Origin of the sequence: Conexibacter arvalis (assembly GCF_014199525.1) — a bacterium.
Lineage (GTDB): Bacteria > Actinomycetota > Thermoleophilia > Solirubrobacterales > Solirubrobacteraceae > Conexibacter > Conexibacter arvalis.
On record NZ_JACHNU010000010.1, the window covers coordinates 1 to 21,863 of the forward strand.

Sequence of the window (21,863 nt, forward strand, 5' to 3'; positions counted from 1 at the left end):
CAGCACCTCCCCGACGACGCCGACCACGGCATCGTCTTAAAGCCCCCGGACAGCACAAACCCCGGCCACAGGCCGGGGTTTGTGCGACACCCTCGGATGCGGGACTTCCTCTGCGCTCGGGGTCGACGCTGCCGTCGCTGCGACCCTTGTGACTGCACACGGTCTAGGATCTTCCGCCGTCACGGCGCCCGTGTCCAAGGGCGTCAGGCTCAACGGACAAGGGGACGGGCTGGTGCCGGTCAAGCACAAGTTGGGTTTCGGGCACGGGCGGATCATCGAACACGAGGACGGCACCGCCGCCTACATCGTCACCGGCCAGATGACCCAGGCGTGGCGGGTGCCGATCGCGGAGGTCACGGGCTTCTCCACGATCAAGGGCAAGAAGATGCTCGAGCGGGACTTCGTCGTCTTGGGTACCGGTGGTGTGATTGCACAATGCTCCGTCGGTCACGGCACCGCTGAGGTGATCGAGGAGTGGTTTCGCAACCATCCGTTGTTCCGCGCCAACCAGGCCGCATCGATCCAGGAGATCGCCGCGCTCAAGGAGCAGGAAGCGGCTGGAGCCGGGGCGGAGCAGGGCAGTCAGCAGCTGATCGCCGACGAACTGCGAAAGCTTGCGGATCTCCATCGCGACGGCGCGCTCACCGACGGGGAGTTCCAGACGTTGAAGACGGCGTTGATCGGGAGAGCCACCGGCGCATGACTACGGCATCGCAGGTCGTGCACTGCACCGCGCCGCATCCGGGGCCCTTCGGGGCACCGGAGCGCTTGTCGCTCGTCGCGCAGCGAAGCGGCGACCAGGCAACGACCCTGAAGATCGAGATCATCCGCCGGCTCGGTGTGACCGACAAGCGGATGGATGTGCTGGTGGTCGAGGCCGACCGCAGGCAGGAGATTACGGTCGCCTCGCGCGTCACCGCGATCGTGCTCGCACTCGAGACGCTCCACAAACGAGGGATGCAACTGCGGCACCGCAAGGCGGGGACGTTCGTGTCACGGTGGGACGTCGATCTGTGCGATTCGGCTGGGGGGAGGATCGCCAGCTGGCGGGTTCGTCCGCAGAACCACGACATGCTGCTGGACCTGCAGATCGAGCTCACGCGCCATGCCGCGCCTGTCTCGGCTGAAGACGGAGCGTCGGACGGGCTGACATCGCTCGTCGCGCACATGCGCGAGCACGTCGTTGAGCGCCAACGCGACGCGCAGATCGAACAGCTCGCGGCCGCGAACGTCGACATGGACCTGGACGAGTACCTCGCGCTACTCAACCGCCACGGCCTCTTGAATGCAGCCGGCAGATGACTGCGTGATCGCCGACACGAGCAACATGTCCAGCGCCTTGCGACGGGCTAGGCCCGGACCACATCAGGCGTCTGAGCACCGGAGAACCTTCGAGAGGGTCGGGGGCGTCGCGACGGGGTCTGGCAAGGTCACCCCTTCCGCCGCAGCCGGTGTGTGTAGCCCGCGCTGCGGGTGACGAGCGAGTCGCGGCTGCGCTGTCGTTTGAGCACGAGCATCCGCAGACAGTTGCGATCAGTGACCGTCGCCGCGGGGCGACACGTGTGCTGGGATCCCGCTGGCTGCACCCGCGGCCGCCGTACGTGGGGTTCGCGTACCGGCTCGTCGCGACCTCCGACGGCTGCACCGTCCGCGGCACGTGGGTCTACGCCGACAACAAAGCCCCGCCGCCGTAGTGGAACCTCACCCACGGCCGCGCTCACAGTCGGGTGGGAACGCCTCGCCCCGCTCCGCGTCGTGCCCAACGATCCCGCTCATCACAGGGAGATCGTCGCCGACGATAGTCGCGACAGGTTCGACCTGCGACCCCCTGGGGGTCTGGAGGGCGGCGATGTCGTGGTCGGTCAGTACTGGTAGCGGTGTCTTCTGCCCGGCGCGGCAGCAGAGTCGTTCGGGCATGGTGCCGTCTCACATTCCTCCGTCAGTGGGCGGCTCGATCGCCTCCGTCGCATACTGCGTCGTCTTCGTCGCCGGGATCGCGCTCTACCGGAGGGGCGGTGTTGGCGCACGTGAACGCGAGCGTTCCTAGACTCGCGGTCATGACCAAGATCCTGATTTCCAGCGCAGCGTTTGTCGCACTTCTCGTGGCCGGCTGCGGTTCGTCCTCCGAATCGGAGCAGCCGGTCGCGCAGACGGTGGTTACGGTCGTGAAGGAAACCGTCGTGGAGAAGCCGGCCGCACCCACTGCGGAGCCCAAGCCCGCCGTGTCGAAGCCGGAGGCTGAGCCGATCGCGAAGCCTAAGCCGAAGCCGGCCGCGAACCTGATCAAGGTCCCCAACGTCGTTGGGGAGAACCATCAATACGCCCAGGACACGATGCAGGCGGCCGGCCTCTACATGCTCGACGAGCGCGACGCCACGGGCCAGGGCCGAATGCTCGTCTGGGATCGGAACTGGGTCGTGGTCGAGCAGGACCCGCCGGCTGGCACGATGGTCGACGAGGACGCGACCATCACGCTCAGCTCGAAGAAGGAAGGCGAGTAGCGATGCGTTTGGCCGGAGCGCTCGTCGTCGTTCCGTGCTCCCCCTCTGCGCGAGTGCTCCGGCCACACCGGCGGCGCCCATTCACGAGTGCGGGGCCATGCCTAACGACTTCGCGGGCAACATCACGACGCGCGTCGTCGGCTGCCCGGAGGCCCGTCGTGTCGTGAAGGCGTGGAACGCGACGGTAGCTCAGCAGGGCGGTAGCGGCAGCGTGTGCGGGCTGTACTGCCGCTATCGGGATATCGCCTACGAGGCTGGCGATATCCGCTGCACGGGATCACGAGGACGGGTCGTCCGCTGGCAAACAGGGTCCTGAGTATTGCCGGTGGACCGGAGGATGGAGCGTTGCTACGGTCGCCAGTAGCGGGCGACGACGTTGCCTTGTCAGCCGAACCGGATATACTGGAAAGCGGTTATCAGTCGGTCCGGGGTGACTCCCCGCCCACAACCCGCCCTACGAGGCGGGTTGTGTCGTTCTGAGGGCGTCAGCTCGGAGCGCGATCGGCTCGCCCGCGATCGTCGCCACCGGGTTCGACTTGCGACCCGTTGGCAGCACTGACCCTCCCGGTGGTGCAACCCGCACCGCCGGGAGGCAGCAGCTCGGTCGAATCTGATCTCGCCCTGCGGATCTCCCTTCCCCACGCCGCTCGCACGAGCGGCTTCCTCGTTGGAGCGTCGCCGTCGCGAATCTTCTTTCGCGACTTCCCTGGCGCGGAGTTCCTGAGCCTGTGTTCAGACCTTGCGGAACGAAACGTTTCGTACTTTCATGTGGGGCATGTCAGATCCCACCCCGGCGCGCCGCCTGTTCGGCCGGCGCGCCGCCTCACTCGGCTGCGTCGCGGCGCTGGCCCTCGCCCTGACGGGCATCCTCTCACCGGGGCAGGCGCGCGCCGCCGGCCCGGCCTACTGGGCGGCGGAGAAGCTCGCCGGCGGCGTCATGAGCGGCGCCGGCGGCGCCGCGTTCGGCTCGGCGCTGTCGGCGATCGGCCTGGGCGACGGGTCGGCGGCGCAGTTCGCCGCGATCCGCAGGGACCTCGCCGAGATCAAGCAGCAGCTGACCGCCGTCAGCGAGCAGGTGCGCGGCCTCAGCACCCAGCTCTCGCAGAGCGGCTGCAACATCGGCAGCGGCCAGCTCGGCGACGCGCGCACGCTCGCCACCGACGGCTGGGAGCGGTACGAGGCGCTCGTCAGCAAGGTCGACGCGGACGCGCGCGCGAGAGGCCTGCCGACGGTCAGCGACTACCTCACCAGACGTGACTTCCGCGCCGCGCGCAAGCGCGTGCACACGGCGCTCGCGTCGCCCGGCGCCGGCGCCGAGACCCTGGTGCAGATCTGCGGCACCGCGATCGAGAAGGCCCAGTATCCGTTCATCAACGCCGAGACGTCGAAGCGGATCCGCGCCTTCCTCGACGACTGGCAGCTGGTCCAGGTGCGCCTCAGCGCGCTCGAGGTCGAGCGGCTCGTGCTGCTGGGCGACCGCGAGGGCGCCAGGGACGAGGCGGAGTCGCTGCTGCGCGATCTCAGAGCCGAGGACCGGCTGCTGCCGGCGGCCGTCCCGGGCGACGTCTTCCTCGACGTGCGCACCAACCTCGTCTGGTCGCGCAAGGCCGTCGCGACGACCTACCGGGCCGTGGGCGACCCGCTCAGAAACCTCCCCTGGTCCGAGCAGCTGGTCGAGCTCGTCAGATCGCCCTGCTGCACGGTCGGCGACGGGGCCGGCGGCAAGGTCACGCGCGAGCAGTGGCTGAGCAGACTCGCCGGGGTCGACTTCAAGGACTACTTCAGTCGCAGACCGCCGATGGCGGGGCTGTGGGCGATGTGGCCGTCCAACACGTATGGGTTCGTGCTCCGGCTCGACACCAGAAGCCCGTGGCCGGCGTCGGGGACCGTCAAGCCCGGAGAGCACTGGTGGGACCTGCGCCAGATCGAGACGCACGTGCTGCTGAGAGCGCGGCCGATCGAGCCGAGAGAGCGCTGGCGCATCGCCGAGGCCGTCTGCGTCGCCGACGGGGCCGCCGCGACGAGCGTCGCCGTCAACGCCGCGAGGGTGCGCCGGAACGGCCGCGTCTGGCGCGGCACCGCCGCCGGCGACGTGATCTCGACCGGTCCGCGCGCGATCGTGCGCAGCGGCAAGGGGCCCGACGTGATCACCGTCGGCTCCGGCAGCCGCGTCTACGCCGGCGGTTGCAACGACGTGATCCGCGTCAAGGGCAGGGGCAGCGTCGTGCACGGCGGCGCCGACGACGACACCGTCCGCGTGCTCGGCGGCCGCGCCGTCGTCCACGGCGGCACCGGCGACGACGACCTGCGCGGCGGCCGCGGCGACGATCGCATCAGCGGCGGCGCCGGCAACGACGGGATCTACGGCGGGGCCGGCGACGACGTGCTCCGCGGCGGCGCCGGCGACGACACGCTGATCGGCGGCCGCGGACGGGACGCGATCCTTGGCGGCCCCGGCGACGATCGCATCGATGCCCGCGACGGCGCACGTGACCGCGTCGACTGCGGCCCCGGCGACGACGTCGCGATGGTCGACGCCAAGGACGTCGTCCGCAACTGCGAGCGGGTCGTCCGCGGCTGACCAGCTCGGTGCCGGCCGCGCCCGCGAGTACGATCGCGGGCGTGGCCGGACCCCGAGATCGACCAGCACGAGCGCCGCGCGGGGACGTCCGCGAACGGGTGCTGAAGGCGACGATCGCCCTGCTGAACGAGACCTCCTACGGCGCGCTGACGATCGACGGGGTCGCCGAGCGCGCCCGCGCGAGCAAGGCGACGATCTACCGCTGGTGGTCGTCCAAGGGCGCGCTGGTGGCCGACGCGCTGTCGGCCGAGATCGAGCAGCCGCTGGTGACGCCGACCGGCGACGTGCGCGCCGACCTGGCGACGATCGTGCGCAGCGCCGCGGAGGGCTTCGGGCGGACGCCGATCGGTCAGTCGATCGGAGCGCTGACCTTCGACCTTGGGTCGGATCCCGAGGCGGCGGCGCTCTTCCGCGAGCGGTTCGTCGAGCCGCGCCGCGCCTCCGTCCGCGCGGTCATCACCGGCGCCGTGGAGCGCGGCGACCTGCCTGCGGGCACGAAGCCGGACCTGCTGATGGACGCGTTCGTCGGCGCGATCCTCTACCGCGTCGTCGTCACCGGCGGTCCGACCGACGAGCGGTTCGTGCAGGACATGGTCGACCTGCTCCTGCGCGAGCCGCCGCGCCGCTGATCGGGGTGGTCGCGCGAACGCGCGGCGACCGCTGGAGCCGGGCCGCTACCCGTCGCGGCCGAGCAGCGCGACGAGGCCGTCGACCAGTGCGGCCTGGACCCGTTCGGGCTCGAGCCCGTACAGATGGGTGTGGGCGGTGAGGCCCTGGACGTAGGCGTAGACCTCGGTCGCCAGCAGGTCGGCGTCCCGGGCGGTCGTGACGAGATCGGCGGCCTGCAGGGCGGCGACGCCCCTGGCGATCTGGCCGTGCCAGTTGGCGTAGACGGCGCCGAGCCTCGCGCGGACCTCGGCGTCGTCGCGGTGCTGCTGGAGGAAGTCGATCATCACGAGCACCCAGGAGGCGACGCCGCCGTTGCTCTCCTCGAAGCCGGCGAAGACGCGGGTGAGCGCCTCCTCCAGCGTCGTCTCCGGCTCCAGCGCCTCCGCCATGCCGGCGACCCAGTCGCCGCGCCGCTCGTCGAGATGGGCGATCACCGCCCAGAAGCACTCGAGCTTGTTGGCGAAATGGAAGTAGAACGCGCCCTTCGTGTAGCCGGTGCCCTCGACGATGTCCTCGACCCGGATCCGCGCATAGCCCTGCTCCACGAACCGCCGCATCGCGGCGTTCACGAGCGCCTCGCGACTGGCCTCGCGCTTCACCTGCCACTTCGTCTTCGTCGACCCCTCGCTCAAACCGCGGACAGCCTAGCGACCGTGGAGCTCGCGCCCGTCCGCGCTCAGGTGCGGACGAGCGGGAGGGCGTTCTCGAAGGCGTGCTTGTCCTGCGCGCCCGGCGTGCCGGGCAGCGGGTACTCGCCGCTGAAGCAGGCGTCGCAGTGGTGCTCGCGCTGGCCGCCGACGGCTTCGTAGACGCCGTCGAGCGAGAGGTAGTGGAGCGAGTCGGCGCCCAGCTCGGCGGCGATCTCCTCCTCGGTCTCGCGGCCGTGCGCGACCATCTCCTCGCGGGTCGACATGTCGATGCCGTAGTAGCAGGGGTTGCGGATCGCCGGCGCGGTGATGCGGAGGTGGACCTCCTTCGCCCCGGCGTCGCGCAGCATCTGCACGATCTGGCGGGTGGTGTTGCCGCGCACGATCGAGTCGTCGACGACGACCAGCCGCTTGCCTTCGACGATCTCCGGCATCGGGTTGAACTTCAGTCTGAGGCCGTGCTTGCGCAGCTCCTGCCCCGGCTGGATGAAGGTCCGCGCGACGTAGCGGTTCTTCACGAAGCCGTCGTCCTGCGGGATCCCGCTGGCGCGGGAGAAGCCGCGCGCGGCAGGCGTGCCGGAGTCGGGCACCGCGATCACGAGATCGGCCTCGACCGGCGCCTCGCGCGCGAGGATCTCGCCCATGCGCCCGCGCGCGCCCTGCAGCACCGTGCCGTTCATGCGCGAGTCGGGGCGGGCGAAGTAGATGTACTCGAAGACGCAGAACGCTCTGCGCTCGCCCTCGGCCGCGATCCGCGTCGAGATGCCGCCGCCGTCGATCGTGACGACCTCGCCGGGCTGCACGTCGCGCAGCACTCTCGCGCCGATGATGTCGAGCGCGCAGGTCTCGCTGGCGACGCAGTAGCGGTCACCGATCATCCCGATCGCGAGCGGCCGCAGGCCGTGCGGGTCGCGGAAGGCGACGACCTTCTCTCTCGTCATCACGACGGTCGAGAAGGCGCCTCTCAGCCGCGGCAGCACGTCGGCGACGGCGTCCTCGAGCTTCTCCGCCGGGTGGGTCGACAGCAGCGCCGCGATGATCTCCGAGTCGGAGGTCGAGCGGAAGGCGACGCCCCTCTCGCGCAGCTCGCTGTGCAGCTCGACGGCGTTGATCAGGTTGCCGTTGTGGGCGAGTGCCAGCTCACGCGTGTCCGAGCGGTAGACCGGCTGGGCGTTCTCCCACGCCGAGGAGCCGGTCGTCGAGTAGCGCACGTGGCCGAGCGCGAGGTCGCCGGGCAGCGAGCGGAGCTTCTGCTCGTCGAAGACCTGCGACACGAGGCCGAGGTCGCGCAGCGTCATGATGTTGCCGCCGAGATCGGTGGTGGCGATCCCGGCGGACTCCTGACCGCGGTGCTGGAGCGCGTACAGCGCGAAGTAGGCGAGTCGGGCGACGTCGTGGCCGGGCGCGAAGATCCCGAACACACCGCATTCGTCGCGCGGACCGTCGCGATCGGTGAGTTGATCAGTCATGGGAGGGCGGGCCGTCCTCCGGCATAGGGGGTGCGACTCGCCCCATGGCAGCCGCTTCGCTCAGGGTAGCAACGCGGGCGGGCGCGTCCCTGCGCCAGCGCCCGCACGTTGCGAGATTCCATCGGACGCGCTCAGTCGTCGAGGCGGGTGGCGTCGTCGAGCGCGTCGGCGAGCCCGCGGGCGCGCGGTTCGCGCAGCGCGTCGAGCGTCCAGCTCAGCTCGCCGCCGCCGTGTGCGATCGACAGGCTCGCGCCGCCGACCTCGCCGACGACGGTCACCTTCACGCCGGCCGGCGCGCTCAGCGCCTCCAGCGCCTCGCGCGGGCCGGACAGCACGAACGTGCCGGGGCCCTCGCCGAACAGCTGCTCGTCGAGCGGCAGCGACTGGCAGGTCGCGCCGCCGACCTGGCGCAGGTCGACCGTCGCGCCGCGGCCGCCGGCGACCGCCGCCTCCGCCAGCGCGACCGCGATGCCGCCCTCGGCGACGTCGTGGGCGCTGCGGACCTCGCCGCGGCGGACGGCGTCGCGCACCAGCTCGATCGCGGCGCGCAGCGCGACCGGGTCGCGCTCCGGCAGCCCGTCGGGCAGCGGCTCGCCGCGCAGCTTCGACAGCTCCGAGGCGGCCAGCGACGGCGAGGCGGCGCGGACGACCGCGATCGCGTCGCCGTCGTGGGCGAAGCCGAGCCGGCCGGCGCGGGCGGCCTCGGGCAGTCTGCCGACGAGGCCGACGACCGGGGTCGGGTAGATCGGGCCGCCGCCGCTCTCGTTGTAGAGCGAGACGTTGCCGCCGACGACCGGCGTGTCGAGCGCGCGGCATGCGTCGGCCATGCCGCGGACCGACTCCGACAGCTGCCACGCGACGTGCGGCTTCTCCGGGTTGCCGAAGTTGAGGCAGTTGGTGAGGCCGAGCGGCTCGGCGCCGACGCAGGCGAGGTTGGCCGCGCACTCGAAGACGTTCTCGACGGTGCCGCGGTACGGGTCGGCGGCGACGCGCCGGCCGGAGCCGTCGATCGCGACCGCGATCGCGGAGCCGTCGGGGAGCGTCAGCACCGCGGCGTCGGCCTCGTCGGGCCGGCGGACCGTGCGCGACTGGACGAGGCAGTCGTACTGCTCGAAGACGGGCAGGCGCGAGGCGATGTTGGGCGCGCCGAGCAGCTCCGGCAGGATCGCCTGCGGGTCGTCGTCGGCCGCCTGCAGCGCGCGCGGCGCCGGCGGGTAGATCGCCTCGTCGGGCTTGGCCGGCTCGAGGTCGTAGAGCGGGCAGTCGTCGACCAGCGCGATCACCGGCATGTCGCCGACGACCTCGCCGTGCTGCAGCACGCGCAGGTGGCCGGAGTCGGTCACCTCGCCGATCGCGGTCGCCGTCGTCTCCCACTTCTCGCAGACGGCGAGGACCGCGTCGACCTTGTCGGGCTCGACGACGCAGAGCATCCGCTCCTGCGACTCGGAGACCATGATCTCGAACGGCTCCATCCCCGGCTCGCGCAGCGGCACGCGGTCGACGTGGATGTCGAGGCCGAGGCCGCCCTTGGAGGCCATCTCCGAGGAGGAGGAGGTGAGGCCGGCGGCGCCGAGGTCCTGCAGCGAGACGAGCAGCTCCTCGTCGAGCAGCTCCAGCGAGCACTCGAGCAGCTTCTTCTCCGCGAAGGGGTCGCCGATCTGGACGGTCGGGCGCTTGTCGGCGTCGTCCTCGTCGAGCTCGGCCGAGGCGAGCACCGATGCGCCGCCGATGCCGTCGCGGCCGGTCAGCGCGCCGAACAGCACCAGCACGTTGCCCGGGCCGGTCGCGGCCGAGCGGGTGAGGCGGTCGTGCGGGGCGATGCCGAGCGCCATCGCGTTGACGAGGCAGTTCTGCTCGTAGGCGGGCTCGAAGTAGATCTCGCCGCCGACGGTCGGGACGCCGATCGAGTTGCCGTAGTGGCCGATGCCGGCGACCGCGTGCTCGAGCAGGTAGCGCGAGCGCGTGCCGGTCGGCTCGCCGAAGCGCAGCGAGTCGAGCACCGCGATCGGGCGGGCGCCGACGGCGAAGATGTCGCGCAGGATGCCGCCGACGCCGGTCGCGGCGCCCTGGAAGGGCTCGACGGCGCTCGGGTGGTTGTGCGACTCGACCTTGAAGGCGATCGCGAGGCCGTCGCCGACGTCGACGGCGCCGGCGTTCTCGCCCGGGCCCATCAGCAGGTACGGCCCCTCGGTCGGCAGCTGGCCGAGCAGCTTCTTGGAGTGCTTGTAGGCGCAGTGCTCCGACCACATCAGCGAGAACATCGACAGCTCGACGGCGTTCGGCTCGCGTCCGAGCTTGTCGATGATGAGGTCGTACTCGCTATCGGTCAGGCCGAGCGCGCGATGGGCGTGCTCCGCATTGCGAGTTCCACGGCTGCGCCCGTCGTCCGCGATCTCACGGGAACTCGCAGAGACGTCAGACATGGGTCACCAGTGAGTCGCGGATGGATGCGAACAGCTGCAGCCCGTCGACCGAGCCGGTCAGCGGGTCGACGGCGTGCTCGGGGTGGGGCATCAGGCCCATGACGTTGCCGGCCTCGTTCATGACGCCGGCGACGTCGGCGAGCGAGCCGTTGAAGTTCTGGCCGGGGGCGTAGCGCAGCAGCACCTGGCCGTTGGCCTCGACCTGCTCGTGCAGCTCCTTCGGCGCGTACCAGCAGCCGGTCGTGTGCTTGGCCGGGATCGACAGCGTCTCGCCGGGGGTGCAGGCGTTGGTGAAGATCGTGTCGGTCCGCTCGACGGTCAGGTCGACCTGGCGGCAGACGAAGCGCAGCGTTCTGTTCGGCAGCAGGGCGCCGGGCAGCAGGCCGGCCTCGCAGAGGATCTGGAAGCCGTTGCAGATGCCGAGCACCGGGCCGCCGGAGTTGGCGAAGTCGATCACCGACTCCATCAGCGGCGAGAAGCGGGCGATCGCGCCGACGCGCAGGTAGTCGCCGTAGGAGAAGCCGCCCGGGACGACGATCGCGTCGACGCCCTTCAGGTCGCGGTCGCCGTGCCAGAGGATCTCGGCGTTGGCGACCCGCTCGCAGGCGAGCTGCGCGTCGACCTCGTCGCAGGTGCCGGGGAAGCGGAGGACGCCGAACTTCACGCCGCGGCCTGGTCGACGGACACGATCTCGTAGTCCTCGATCAGCGGATTGGCGAGCAGCTTGTCGCACATCGCCGGCAGCTGAGCGGGATCCTCGACCTCCAGCTCGACCAGCCGGCCGACGTGGACCTGCGAGACGCCGTCGAAGCCGAGCGCGGGCAGCGCGCGCTCGACGGCCTGCCCCTGCGGGTCGAGGATCCCGGCCTTCGGCCGGATCAGCACGCGCATCTTCATGGTTCGGTCCGCTCCAGCCAGGCGTCGAAGGGCTCGCCCGCGATCAGCTCGTAGGCCTCGATGTATCTCGCGCGCGTCTTCTCGACGACGTCGTCGGGGATCGCCGGGGCCGGCGGGGACTTGTCCCAGCCGCTGCCGGCGGCCCAGTCGCGCACGATCTGCTTGTCGAAGCTCGGCTGGCCGCGGCCGACCGCGTACCCCTCGACCGGCCAGAAGCGGGAGGAGTCGGGCGTCAGCACCTCGTCGCCGAGCGTCAGCTCGCCGTTCGCGTCTCTGCCGAGCTCGAACTTCGTGTCGGCGAGGATCACGCCCTTGGAGCGGGCGTGCTCGGCCGCCTTCGCGTAGACCTCGATCGAGACGTCGCGGACCCGCTCGGCGAGCGCGCGGTCGCCGATCAGCTCGACCGTCTGCTCGAAGTCGATCGCCTCGTCATGGCCGACCTCGGCCTTCGTGCTCGGCGTGTAGAGCGGCTCGGGCAGCTGCTCGGACTCCTGCAGGCCGGCGGGCAGCTCAAGCCCGGATACCTTGCCGGTGGCGAGGTAGTCCTTCCAGCCGGAGCCGGTGATGTAGCCGCGCACGACGCACTCGACCGGCAGCATCGACAGCTTCTTCACCACCAGCGCGCGGCCGCGCACCTCGGCGGGGACGCCGTCGGTGGCGGAGATGAAGTGGTTGGGGACGATGGAGCCAAGGCGCTCGAACCAGAACACGGAGAGGGCGGTCAGCACCTTGCCCTTGTCCGGGATCGTGTTCGGATGGACGACGTCGTACGTCGAGATGCGGTCCGAGGCGACGAGCAGCAGCGTGTCGCCGAGATCGTAGATCTCACGGACCTTGCCTCTGGCGATGAGGGGCAGCTCGGAGAGGGAGGTCACGTGGTGCGATGCTACCAGCGGCGGGGGATGACAGCCCGCGCCGCGCACGTCTCCAGCACATCGCGGCTTCAACGCGCCGACCTCCGTGCCACGTTCGGTTCAGCGCTTCTTGCGCACACGGCTGACATGTCCGGTCTCCGGATCGAGGTTCAGCTTCATCCACACGCCGCGACGCGAGGCCCGCCCCGACGCGTCACCGATCGCCTCCCATGCGTTGAGCAGCCCGCGTAGCAGCGAAACGGCGCCCGGCGGCCGACGCAACTGGACGACGAACGGTCTGTGCGCCTCCAGCGCGACCCGCATGCCGTCGTCTCTCCGCGACCGATCGGCCGTCACGAGGATCCGTCCGCGCTCCCGGCACCACCGCGCGATCTCGTCATCGTCCGCGGTGCTGGGTGGGCAGCCGGTATCGCCAGTGGCGTGACAGTCGAGTGCGACCTCACGAAGCGCCGACGCGACCGTTCTCGACAGGTTGTGATCGAGGAAGAGCTGCATGGTCGAGGTCAGTCCGCCGCCCGCGCCAAGCGACGCTCGAAAGAGAGCGCGGCGTGCACCGCGGCCAGCGAGACATCGCTGAAGTCGGCCTGCAGCTCCTCGGCCGTCTCGCCGTCCTCGAAACGGGACTGGATCACCCACGTCTGGATGCGCGTTCTCGCGATGCAAGGCTCGCCGAGCTGGATCGCCGGGTTGACGAGCACGTGCGGCATCGGCGCCCAGGTCCGTGCGGGGCGGTCGGCGAGGGTCTCGCCGGCCGAAGCCCGCGCGACGCCAGTTCGCCGATCGCGAAGAGGCTGACCAAGGTGTAGTCGCCGCTGCGCGGCCGGTGCCCGACGGGTCTCACGACCGTGCGCATCCATCGCGCGACCTGTCGTCCGCGACCCGCGCCGTACTGGAGCGCCACGTACCGCTCCAGGTCACCGAGCCAGTAGACCCCTCTTCCGAACGTGATCTCGCGCACCGCGATCGCCATGCGCCGGATCGTATGGAGGCGCATCCGAGATCTCGCCCCCGCGTATGTGGGATCTCCTAAAGATTCTGCGCAGAAGACGCGCAGGCCCCGGAACCGGGTGGCCGAACGATCGATGAGGTGCGCGGGATGGGTCTCCTCGACCCGATTCCGCGCACGTCATGCGGCAGGCGCGGTCACGCGATCTCGTCGAGCCGCGCGATCAGCTCGTCGGCGTGGCGCGAGTAGTGGCCATAGTCGAAGATCGCGTCGAGGTCGAGGCCGGCCGCCTTGGGCTCCTGCGCGATCAGCTGCTTGAGCGGGGTGCGCGTGTCCCACGCCTGCTGGGCGGTGCGCTGGACGATGCGGTAGGCGTCGTCGCGGATCAAGCCGGCCTGCTCGATCAGCGCCAGCAGCAGCCGCTGCGAGAAGAGCGCGCCGGAGGTGATCTCCAGGTTCTCCAGCATCCGCTCCTCGTGGACGACGAGGCCGTCGACCACGGCGGTCGTGCGCGCCTGGAGGTAGTCGATCAGGATCGTCGAGTCGGGCAGGATCACGCGCTCGGGCGCGGAGTGCGAGATGTCGCGCTCGTGCCAGAGGGCGACGTTCTCGACGGCCGCCTGGGCGTTTCCGCGCAGCAGCCGCGCGAGGCCGGTGATCTGCTCGGTCTTGATCGGGTTTCTCTTGTGCGGCATCGCAGAGGAGCCCTTCTGCCCCTTGCGGAACGGCTCCTCGGCCTCGCGCACCTCGGTCCGCTGCAGGTGGCGGATCTCGGTCGCGATCCGCTCCAGGCCGGCGCCGGCGAGCGCGATCGCCTGCAGCAGCTCGGCGTGGCGGTCGCGCGCGACGACCTGGGTCGAGATCGGCTCGCGGCCGAGGCCGAGGCGGGCGAGCACCCGCTCCTCGAAGTCGGGCGAGGTCGCCGCGTAGGTGCCGACGGCGCCAGAGATCGCGCCGACGGAGGCCTGCGCGAAGGCGCGCTCGAGCCGCTGCGCGTTGCGGTGGGCCTCGAAGGCGAAGCCGGCGAGCACGATCCCGAAGGTGGTCGGCTCGGCGTGGACGCCGTGGGTGCGGCCGGCCATCACCGTCGTCTTGTGCTCGCGCGCGCGACGCGCGAGCACCTCGGTCAGCCGGTGCGCGCCGGGGACGATCACCTCGCCGGCCCGCTTCAGCTGGAGGCCGAGCGCCGTGTCGAGCACGTCGGAGGAGGTGAGGCCGTAGTGGATCCAGCGGCCGGCCTGCCCCGCCGACGCCGACAGCACGTCGACGAAGGCGGCGACGTCGTGGTCGGTCGTCTTCTCGCGCTCGTTCACCGCGTCGACGGTGAAGGTCGCCGCGCGGATCGCCTCCAGCTCCTCCGCCGTCGGCCCCTCCATCTCCTCGCAGGCCGCGACCTCCACGTCGCGCCAGGCGGTCATGCGGGCTTCGTCGGTCCAGAGAGCGCCCAGCTCCGGGCGCGTGTAGCGAGCGATCATGGCCCGATCATCGCAAGCGGGGCCGCGAGGGCGCCGCGACGGCCGCCGCGGTGAGACCGGAACGAGACCAAGACGACACGGTCAGCGCGCCATTCCGGCGGTACGTTGGGCCGGAATTCGAGCTGAGCGGTCGCGCGGCCGTCGGGAGCGGCCGCGAGCGCGACCGCCGACCAGGCCAAGGAGCTGGCGATGTTGAAGACGCGCAGGCTCGCCGCTGCCGCGGCGGGCGCGACCGTGCTCGCGGCGGCCGCGGCGCCCGCGGGCGCCGCGACGACGTGGACCCAGGTCCCGTCCGGGACGACCGCGGAGATCACCGCGATCGACTACCAGTCGGACGAGCGCGCGTGGTTCGCGACCGCCGACGGCAGAATCCTCCGCCTGAGTGGCGGCGCGTTCGTCGAGGGGACCGGGACGCTGCCGGGCGCGCCCTACGTCGACCTCGCGTTCCAGCCCGGCGGCGCCGTCGGCCTCGCCGTGACGAGCGACGGCCGCGTGCAGCGGTCGGTCAACGGCGGCGCGACGTGGAGCACGGTCGTCCTGACGCCGACCTACAGAAGCTGCACGAGCGCGGACGGGACGGCCGTCACGCGTCTCTCCGGGGTCTTCTGGGCCGGGAACGCGACCGCATACTACGTCGGCGGCGGCGGGACGAACCAGCCGATCGTGCTGCGCAGCGACGAGCCGATCGCCACGCCCTCGGACGTCAACCGGATCGCGCCGGGCGGCGGCTGCCGCGTCGGCGACATGACCGACGCCGTCACCGACGGCTTCGCGCTCCCCACGGCGCCCGCCACCCTCCGCTTCGTCACCGACGACTTCGGCGAGGTCTTCACGAGCGCGGACGCGCTGGCCTCGCCGGCGTCCCACCTCGCCGGCCTCACGATCGGCGCGGGCGGCGTGCCGCGACTGGCGGTCGACCCGCTGAACGCCAGCCGCCTCTGGGTCACGAGCACCAACGGCGGCCTCAACTACGCGATCGGCGCCTCCGGCCGCACGCCGGTGCGGCGGGCCAGCGACGGGCTCCCGGTCGGCGACAGGCTGTACGACGTCGCGTACGCGGGCGGCACGGTCGTCGCGGCCGGTGACGGCGGCGCGATCCTGACGTCGGTCGACGGCACCGTCGCCCACCGCCAGCCGGCCGACGGCGCGCTCGCGACGACGCCCTGGCGGGCGGTCGACCTCGCCGACGCCGGCCGCGCGATGGTCGGCGGCGCCGGCGGCGCGCTCGTGCGGACGACGAACGCGAACGCCGTCCCCGCGCCGCCCGACGGCCCGACGCCCAGAGACCCGACGCCAGGCGATCCGACGCCGAGAGACCCTGCGCCCAGAAGACCGACGACGAGACGACCGAGCGGCAGCGGCGGCGGAGCGGCCGGCACGCCGCCGAACGCCTCCGGCAGGCCCGCGACCGCCACGACCGGCGGCGCGACGATCGCGGCGTGGAAGCGGATCGCGCTCAGCAAGGGCCGCTACGTGCCGGTCCGCGTCTCGGCCAGAAGCGCGCGCCGCTTCGTGATCGAGGTGCGCAGAGCAAAGCGCCCGCGCACGCGCGTCGCGATGGCGCGGACCCGCCTGCGCAGACCGGGCCGCAAGCTCGTCAAGGTCCCCCTGCGCGCGACCGTCAGAACCGGCAGGTACCGGATCGTCGTCCGCGTCTACAAGGGCAGAAGTGCGATCGGCAGACGCGTCACCGTCGCGATCGTCGTCGCGAGATAGCGGCTGCGGCGGGGCGGCCGGACCGGCCGGCCGCCCCGCTGCTCCTCACGAGGGCGTCGACGTCGACGTCGACGTGACGAGCGCGGGCGCGTCGGCGCGCTACGCGTTGATGATGCGCTCGGCCAGGACGGCCGCGTTCTTCGGGTTGTCGACACCGACGCAGGCGACCGGGACGCCGGGGGGCATCTGGGCGATCGCGAGCATCGCGTCGAGGCCGCCGGCGACCGAGGTCTTGCTCGTCAGCGGCACGCCGATCACGGGCAGGTCGGTGTGGGCGGCGACGGCGCCGGGGAGCGCGGCGGCGAGGCCGGCTCCGGCGATGATCACCTTCAGGCCGCGGGCCCGCGCCGTCTTCGAGTACTCGGCGACGACGTCGGGGTTGCGGTGGGCCGACATCACCTTGATCTCGTTGGCGATCCCGCGTCTGGTCAGCTCGGCGGCGGCCTTCTCCATCGCCGGCATGTCGCTCTCGGAGCCCATCACGATCCCGACGAGCACGCCGTCGGCGTCGAGCTCCTGCTCCAACGCGGCGACGGTCTCGGCGGTGCCGGAGGACTCAGAGGGGACGGCGGACAGCTCGTCGGTCATGCGGTGCTCCCAGTGTCGTCGACGGCGCGCAGGGCGATGTCTCGCCGCAGCTGCCGTCCTTCGAACGCGATCTTGTCCGCCGCAGCATAAGCAGCGGCCCGCGCGGCCGCCGCGTCGTCGCCGAGCGCGGTGACGTTGAGGACGCGGCCGCCGGCGGTGACGATCGCGCCGTCGGTGCCGCGCGCGGTGCCGGCGTGGGTGACCTCGATCCCCGGCGGGACGGCGTCGAGGCCGTCGATCGGATCGCCGGTCCGCGGCGACTCCGGGTAGCCGGCGCTCGCCAGCACGAGCGTCACCGCCCACTGCGGCGAGAACGTCAGCTCGGCGCCCTCCAGCCCGCCCGGACGGCTGGCGCGCTCGAGCAGGTCGAGCAGATCGCCCTGCAGCCGCGGCAGCACCGCCTGCGTCTCGGGGTCGCCGAAGCGCGTGTTGTACTCGAGCACTCTGACCCCGTCGGCGGTCATCATCAGCCCGGCGTAGAGGACGCCGTGGAAGGGCGTCCCGCGGCGCGCCAGCTCGTCGACGATCGGCTGGTGGACCTGCGCCGCCAGCTCGCGCACGCGCGCGGGGTCGATCCCCGGGACCGGCGAGTAGGAGCCCATGCCGCCGGTGTTCGGCCCCTCGTCGTGCTCGAAGATCCGCTTGTAGTCCTGCGCCGGCGCCAGCGGCAGCGCGCGGACGCCGTCGCAGACCGCCAGCAGCGACAGCTCCTCGCCGACGAGGTGCTCCTCGACGACGACCTGCTCGGTGCCGTGGCGGTGCTCGACGAGGAACGCCTCCAGCGCCTCGCGCGCCTGCGCCTCGTCTGCGGCGATGATCACGCCCTTCCCGGCGGCGAGGCCGTCGGCCTTGATCACGACGGGATAGCGGTCGATCGCCGCCATCCCCTGCTCGACGGTCGTGACGACGGAGTGCGCGGCGGTCGGCACGCCGGCCGCCGCCATCACCTCCTTCGAGAACGCCTTCGACCCCTCCAGCCGCGCGGCCGCGGCGACCGGGCCGAAGGCGGCGACGCCCGCCGCGGCGAGCGCGTCGACGACGCCGTCGACCAGCGGCGCCTCCGGGCCGACGACGACGAAGTCGACCGCCTCGGCCTTCGCCGCCGCGACCAGCCCGTCGACGTCGCCGACGACGACGTCGAGCAGGCGGGCGTCGGCGGCGATGCCGGCGTTGCCGGGGGCGCAGAGCAGCTCGGGCGACTGCGGCGAGCGCTTCAGCGCGCGCACGATCGCGTGCTCGCGCCCGCCGGCGCCGATGACGAGGACCTTCTTGCTCACTGTGTGGACCGGCTGGCGCTAGAGCGCCGAGATGAAGTCGTCGATCGGGATCGCGGTCAGCGTCTCGTACTGGACGGTGCCGCGCGAGCCGAGCTCGAGCGAGACGCGCGAGATCGTCTTCTCGTCGGGGGCCTCGACGATGTTCACGAAGTCGAAGCGGCCGAGCGTCGCCCACTGCGCGAGCACTCTCGCGCCGAGCTGCTCGACCTCTCTGTTGATCTCGCGAATGCGCTGCGGGTTGTTCTTGATCGTCTGCGTGCCCTCGGGCGTGAGCTTCGAGAGCATGACGTACGTCGGCATCGGGGCCTCCCGTCGGTGTCGTCCAGTCCGGCTTCCGTCTCCTTCCCTGGTTTCTATCCCACGAGAAGCGTCGGCGCCAACACGGCCGCACCGCATCGACTGGCGGCCCGAGGCGTTTGTAGGCCATCATGGTTCGCGTGATTCGTTCGCGCCACGCCGCCGCCGCCCGCCTCGCGGCGCTCTCGCTCGCCGCCGCCGCGCTCGCCGGCGGCGCCGCCGCCTCCGCGCAGGCGAAGGCCCGCATCACGCTCGACCCGGGCTGCTACCTCAGCAACGACACGGGCGTCCTGACCGGCAGGGGCTTCAAGCCGAACGCGACCTGGACCGCGAAGCTGTCCGGGACCAAGGAGCTGGGCAGCGGCAGAACCGACGGCCGCGGCCGCGTCCGGGCCCGCTTCACCGCGCCGGCCTACGAGGGCAGGAACGGGACGCGGAAGCTGACGCTGTCGGTCACCGACGGGCCGAACGTCGCTTCGACGACCTTCCTGATGTCGCCGCTGACGGCGAGCTTCACGCCCGAATCGGGCGACCCGGCGAGGCTGCGGGTCCGCTGGCGCGTGCTCGGGATCGGCCCCAGACGCGGGGTCTACGTCCACTACATCCAGCCGAACGGGAAGCTCAAGCGGACGATCCGGATCGGCACCTCCGACGGGGTCTGCGGCGCGCTCAAGACCGGCCCGATCGCGCTCTTCCCGTTCAGATACAGCTTCGGCCTCTGGCGCTTCCAGGTCGACACCTCCCGCCGCTGGTCGCGCAGAACGACCCCGCGGCTGACGATCAGATTCAGAATCGCCAAGCCGAGAAGCGCGTCGGGCAGAAGAAGAGCCCGCGGCTGACGGCAGGCGCCCGCGCGGCGCCCGCCGTCCACCCCGCTCGCCGCGTCAGGCCGCGACCGGCCGCGCCGCGCGCGTGAAGGTCAGCTCGCCCTCGACGGCGTCGACCTCGACGAGGTCCCCCGCCTGGAACTCGCCTTGCAGGATCGCCAGCGCGAGCTTGTCGACCAGCCGCTTCTGGATCACGCGCTTCAGCGGCCGCGCCCCGTAGGTCGGGTCGTAGCCAAGGTTGCCGAGCAGCGTCCGCGCGTCGTCGGTCAGCTCGACGTCGATCTCGCGCTCGCGCACCCGCTTGACCAGCCGCGCCACCTGGATGTCGACGACCTCCGCCAGCTGCTCGCGCGAGAGCGGCGCGAACTCGACGATGTCGTCGAGCCGGTTGATGAACTCCGGCTTGAAGTGGCCCTCGGCGCCGATCCGGCCGCCGGGGATGTTGGAGGTCATGATCAGCACGACGTTCTTGAAGTCGACCGTGCGGCCCTGGCCGTCGGTCAGGCGCCCGTCGTCCATCACCTGCAGCAGCGCGTTGAAGACGTCGGGGTGGGCCTTCTCGACCTCGTCGAGCAGGACCACGGAGTACGGCCGGCGGCGGACGGCCTCGGTCAGCTGGCCGCCCTCCTCGTAGCCGACGTAGCCGGGCGGCGCGCCGACGAGGCGGGAGACCGAGTGTCTCTCCATGTACTCCGACATGTCGAGCCGGACCATCGCGTCCTGGGAGTCGAACATGAACTCGGCGAGCGCCCGCGCCAGCTCGGTCTTGCCGACGCCGGTCGGGCCGAGGAAGAGGAAGGTGCCGATCGGGCGGTCGGGATCCTGCAGGCCGGCGCGCGAGCGGCGCAGCGCGTTGGCGACCGCCTCGACCGCCTCGTCCTGGCCGATCACCCGCTGGTGGAGGCGCTCCTCCATGTGCACGAGCTTCTCGACCTCGCCCTCCATCAGGCGGCTGACGGGGATGCCGGTCCAGGTCGCGATCACCTCCGCGACGTCCTCGCCGTCGACGCGCTCCTTCAGGAACTGCGCCGCCTCGGCGGCGTCGGCCGACTCGCCGGCGCTCTCGCGCGCCTCGGCCTCGGCGAGCTGCTTCTCCAGCGCGGGGATCTCGCCGTAGCGCAGCTCGGCGGCGCGCTGCAGGTCGGCGGCGCGCTCGGCCCGCTCGGCCTCGATCTTCGCCTGCTCGAGCCGCTCGCGGACGGTCTTGACCGACTCGATCGCCTCCTTCTCGCGCTGCCACTGGGCGGTCATCGCGGCCGAGCGCTCGCGCAGGTCGGCGACGTCGCGCTCGATCGCCTCGCGACGGGCGACGGAGGCCTCGTCGGTCTCCTTCTCCAGCGCCTGCAGCTCGATCTGCAGCTGCATGATGCGCCGGTCGATCTCGTCGATCTCGGTCGGCTTGGAGTCGATCTCGATCCGCAGCCGCGAGGCGGCCTCGTCGATCAGGTCGATCGCCTTGTCGGGCAGGAAGCGGTCGGAGATGTAGCGGTGCGACAGCGTCGCGGCGGCGACGATCGCCGAGTCCTGGATGTCGACGCCGTGGTGGACCTCGTAGCGCTCCTTCAGGCCGCGCAGGATCGCGATCGTGTCCTCGACGGAGGGCTCGCCGACGAAGACCGGCTGGAAGCGCCGCTCCAGCGCCGGGTCTCTCTCGATGTGCTTGCGGTACTCGTCGAGCGTCGTGGCGCCGACGGCGCGCAGCTCGCCGCGCGCGAGCATCGGCTTCAGCAGGTTGGCGGCGTCGACGGCGCCCTCGCCGGCGCCCGCGCCGACGATCGTGTGCAGCTCGTCGATGAAGAGGATCACCTGGCCGCCGGCCTCCTGGATCTCCTTCAGCACGGCCTTCAGGCGGTCCTCGAACTCGCCGCGGTACTTGGCGCCGGCGATCAGCGCGCCGATGTCGAGCGAGACGACCTTGCGGTCGCGCAGCGACTCGGGCACGTCGCCGGAGACGACCCGCTGCGCAAGCCCCTCGGCGATCGCGGTCTTGCCGACGCCCGGCTCGCCGATCAGGACGGGGTTGTTCTTCGTGCGGCGCGACAGCACCTGGACGACGCGGCGGATCTCCGTGTCGCGGCCGATGACCGGGTCGAGTCTGCCGAGCGCCGCCGCCTCGGTCAGGTCGCGGCCGTACTTCTCCAGCGCCTGGTACTTGTCCTCCGGCGCGGCGTCGGTGACGCGATGGGGGCCGCGGACCTCTCTGATCGCCGTGTCGAGGTGCTCGTGGGTGGCACCCGCGGCGCGCAGGATCTCGCCGGCCTTCGAGTTGTGGCCCGACAGCGACAGCAGCAGGTGCTCGGTCGAGACGTACTCGTCGTTCAGCTGGCGCATCTCGTGCTCGGCGGCGCGCAGCACCTGCACCAGCTCGGTCGACGGGCCGGAGCCGCCGCTCGGGCCCGACATCGTCGGCAGTCCGTCGAGCGCGGCGTTGGTCTCGTTGCGGACGACGACGGGATCGGCGCCGACCTTGCGCAGGACGGCGGGGACGATCGACTCCGGCTGCGTCAGCAGGACGGCGAGCAGGTGCTCGGGCGTCGCCTGCGGGTTGCGCCGCTCCTCGCCCAGCCGCAGTGCGGCTTGGATCGCCTCCTGTGACTTGATCGTGAAGCGGTCGAGCTGCATCCGGCGGGTCCTCCCGTGAGGTTCGAGATCTAAGTCGATGCGACTTAGATCTT

At 71.6% G+C, this 21,863-nt stretch carries 20 protein-coding genes; 7 read left to right on the top strand and 13 right to left on the bottom strand.

All coding sequences use genetic code 11. From position 1 onward, the window contains the following. The first annotated feature begins 232 nt into the window (after nt 1–232). From BDZ31_RS22720 to BDZ31_RS22740, 5 genes are all read left to right on the top strand, one after another. On the top strand, nt 233–703 hold the full coding sequence (locus BDZ31_RS22720; RefSeq protein WP_183345472.1) for an SHOCT domain-containing protein: 471 nt from the start codon (nt 233–235) through the stop codon (nt 701–703). Continuing rightward, complete coding sequence (locus BDZ31_RS22725) at nt 700–1,302, top strand: hypothetical protein (protein ID WP_183345474.1); 603 nt, start codon at nt 700–702, stop codon at nt 1,300–1,302. The genes BDZ31_RS22720 and BDZ31_RS22725 overlap by 4 nt, the downstream gene beginning before the upstream one ends. Before the next feature lie 755 nt (nt 1,303–2,057). Beyond that, nucleotides 2,058–2,501, top strand: coding sequence for a PASTA domain-containing protein (locus BDZ31_RS25230; protein WP_246345837.1), 444 nt, complete (start codon nt 2,058–2,060; stop codon nt 2,499–2,501). Between the two features lie 775 nt (nt 2,502–3,276). Next, nucleotides 3,277–5,082 (top strand): calcium-binding protein, encoded by a 1,806-nt coding sequence (locus BDZ31_RS25655; protein WP_281381805.1) that lies wholly within the window; start codon nt 3,277–3,279, stop codon nt 5,080–5,082. Between the two features lie 41 nt (nt 5,083–5,123). Continuing rightward, nucleotides 5,124–5,711, top strand: coding sequence for a TetR/AcrR family transcriptional regulator C-terminal ligand-binding domain-containing protein (locus BDZ31_RS22740; RefSeq protein ID WP_183345475.1), 588 nt, complete (start codon nt 5,124–5,126; stop codon nt 5,709–5,711). A 45-nt stretch (nt 5,712–5,756) separates the two neighbouring features. Here BDZ31_RS22740 and BDZ31_RS22745 read toward each other — a convergent pair whose 3' ends face one another. The 9 genes from BDZ31_RS22745 to purB form a co-directional block, all read right to left on the bottom strand. After that, nucleotides 5,757–6,383 carry a TetR/AcrR family transcriptional regulator gene (locus BDZ31_RS22745; protein WP_183345477.1) on the bottom strand — a complete coding sequence of 209 codons (627 nt, stop codon included), beginning with the start codon at nt 6,381–6,383 and terminating at the stop codon, nt 5,757–5,759. Between the two features lie 44 nt (nt 6,384–6,427). Continuing rightward, nucleotides 6,428–7,867 (bottom strand): amidophosphoribosyltransferase, encoded by a 1,440-nt coding sequence (purF, locus tag BDZ31_RS22750; RefSeq protein WP_183345479.1) that lies wholly within the window; start codon nt 7,865–7,867, stop codon nt 6,428–6,430. 131 nt (nt 7,868–7,998) lie between these two features. Further along, nucleotides 7,999–10,290 carry a phosphoribosylformylglycinamidine synthase subunit PurL gene (gene purL, locus BDZ31_RS22755; RefSeq protein WP_183345481.1) on the bottom strand — a complete coding sequence of 764 codons (2,292 nt, stop codon included), beginning with the start codon at nt 10,288–10,290 and terminating at the stop codon, nt 7,999–8,001. Beyond that, nucleotides 10,283–10,954 (bottom strand): phosphoribosylformylglycinamidine synthase subunit PurQ, encoded by a 672-nt coding sequence (gene purQ / locus BDZ31_RS22760; RefSeq protein ID WP_183345483.1) that lies wholly within the window; start codon nt 10,952–10,954, stop codon nt 10,283–10,285. The genes purL and purQ overlap by 8 nt, the downstream gene beginning before the upstream one ends. Next, nucleotides 10,951–11,187, bottom strand: a complete 237-nt coding sequence (gene purS / locus BDZ31_RS22765; RefSeq protein ID WP_183345485.1) for a phosphoribosylformylglycinamidine synthase subunit PurS — start codon at nt 11,185–11,187, stop codon at nt 10,951–10,953. Before purS ends, purQ begins: the two co-directional genes overlap by 4 nt. After that, nucleotides 11,184–12,062 carry a phosphoribosylaminoimidazolesuccinocarboxamide synthase gene (locus BDZ31_RS22770; protein WP_183345486.1) on the bottom strand — a complete coding sequence of 293 codons (879 nt, stop codon included), beginning with the start codon at nt 12,060–12,062 and terminating at the stop codon, nt 11,184–11,186. The genes purS and BDZ31_RS22770 overlap by 4 nt, the downstream gene beginning before the upstream one ends. A gap of 99 nt (nt 12,063–12,161) precedes the next feature. Continuing rightward, a complete protein-coding gene (locus BDZ31_RS22775) occupies nt 12,162–12,557 on the bottom strand; it encodes a DUF5615 family PIN-like protein (protein ID WP_183345488.1) in 396 nt (131 codons plus the stop codon). 8 nt (nt 12,558–12,565) lie between these two features. After that, nucleotides 12,566–12,760 carry a DUF433 domain-containing protein gene (locus tag BDZ31_RS22780; protein ID WP_183345490.1) on the bottom strand — a complete coding sequence of 65 codons (195 nt, stop codon included), beginning with the start codon at nt 12,758–12,760 and terminating at the stop codon, nt 12,566–12,568. 445 nt (nt 12,761–13,205) lie between these two features. Continuing rightward, nucleotides 13,206–14,483 (bottom strand): adenylosuccinate lyase, encoded by a 1,278-nt coding sequence (gene purB / locus BDZ31_RS22785; RefSeq protein WP_183345492.1) that lies wholly within the window; start codon nt 14,481–14,483, stop codon nt 13,206–13,208. A gap of 189 nt (nt 14,484–14,672) precedes the next feature. Between purB and BDZ31_RS22790 the strand changes: the two genes are divergently transcribed. Then, nucleotides 14,673–16,199 (top strand): beta propeller repeat protein, encoded by a 1,527-nt coding sequence (locus BDZ31_RS22790; protein ID WP_183345494.1) that lies wholly within the window; start codon nt 14,673–14,675, stop codon nt 16,197–16,199. Nucleotides 16,200–16,298: 99 nt separating this feature from the next. Here BDZ31_RS22790 and purE read toward each other — a convergent pair whose 3' ends face one another. From purE to BDZ31_RS22805, 3 genes are read right to left on the bottom strand one after another with little or no spacing between them, the layout of a single operon-like run. Then, on the bottom strand, nt 16,299–16,787 hold the full coding sequence (gene purE, locus BDZ31_RS22795) for a 5-(carboxyamino)imidazole ribonucleotide mutase (RefSeq protein WP_183345496.1): 489 nt from the start codon (nt 16,785–16,787) through the stop codon (nt 16,299–16,301). Continuing rightward, nucleotides 16,784–18,064 carry a phosphoribosylamine--glycine ligase gene (gene purD / locus BDZ31_RS22800; RefSeq protein ID WP_183345498.1) on the bottom strand — a complete coding sequence of 427 codons (1,281 nt, stop codon included), beginning with the start codon at nt 18,062–18,064 and terminating at the stop codon, nt 16,784–16,786. Before purD ends, purE begins: the two co-directional genes overlap by 4 nt. Nucleotides 18,065–18,082: 18 nt before the next feature. Then, nucleotides 18,083–18,364, bottom strand: coding sequence for a GYD domain-containing protein (locus tag BDZ31_RS22805; protein ID WP_183345500.1), 282 nt, complete (start codon nt 18,362–18,364; stop codon nt 18,083–18,085). Between the two features lie 137 nt (nt 18,365–18,501). Between BDZ31_RS22805 and BDZ31_RS22810 the strand changes: the two genes are divergently transcribed. Further along, nucleotides 18,502–19,200 carry a hypothetical protein gene (locus BDZ31_RS22810; RefSeq protein WP_183345502.1) on the top strand — a complete coding sequence of 233 codons (699 nt, stop codon included), beginning with the start codon at nt 18,502–18,504 and terminating at the stop codon, nt 19,198–19,200. 45 nt (nt 19,201–19,245) lie between these two features. On the opposite strand, the gene clpB is transcribed toward BDZ31_RS22810, so the two are convergent. Next, complete coding sequence (gene clpB / locus BDZ31_RS22815; protein WP_183345504.1) at nt 19,246–21,810, bottom strand: ATP-dependent chaperone ClpB; 2,565 nt, start codon at nt 21,808–21,810, stop codon at nt 19,246–19,248. Nucleotides 21,811–21,863 lie beyond the last annotated feature (53 nt).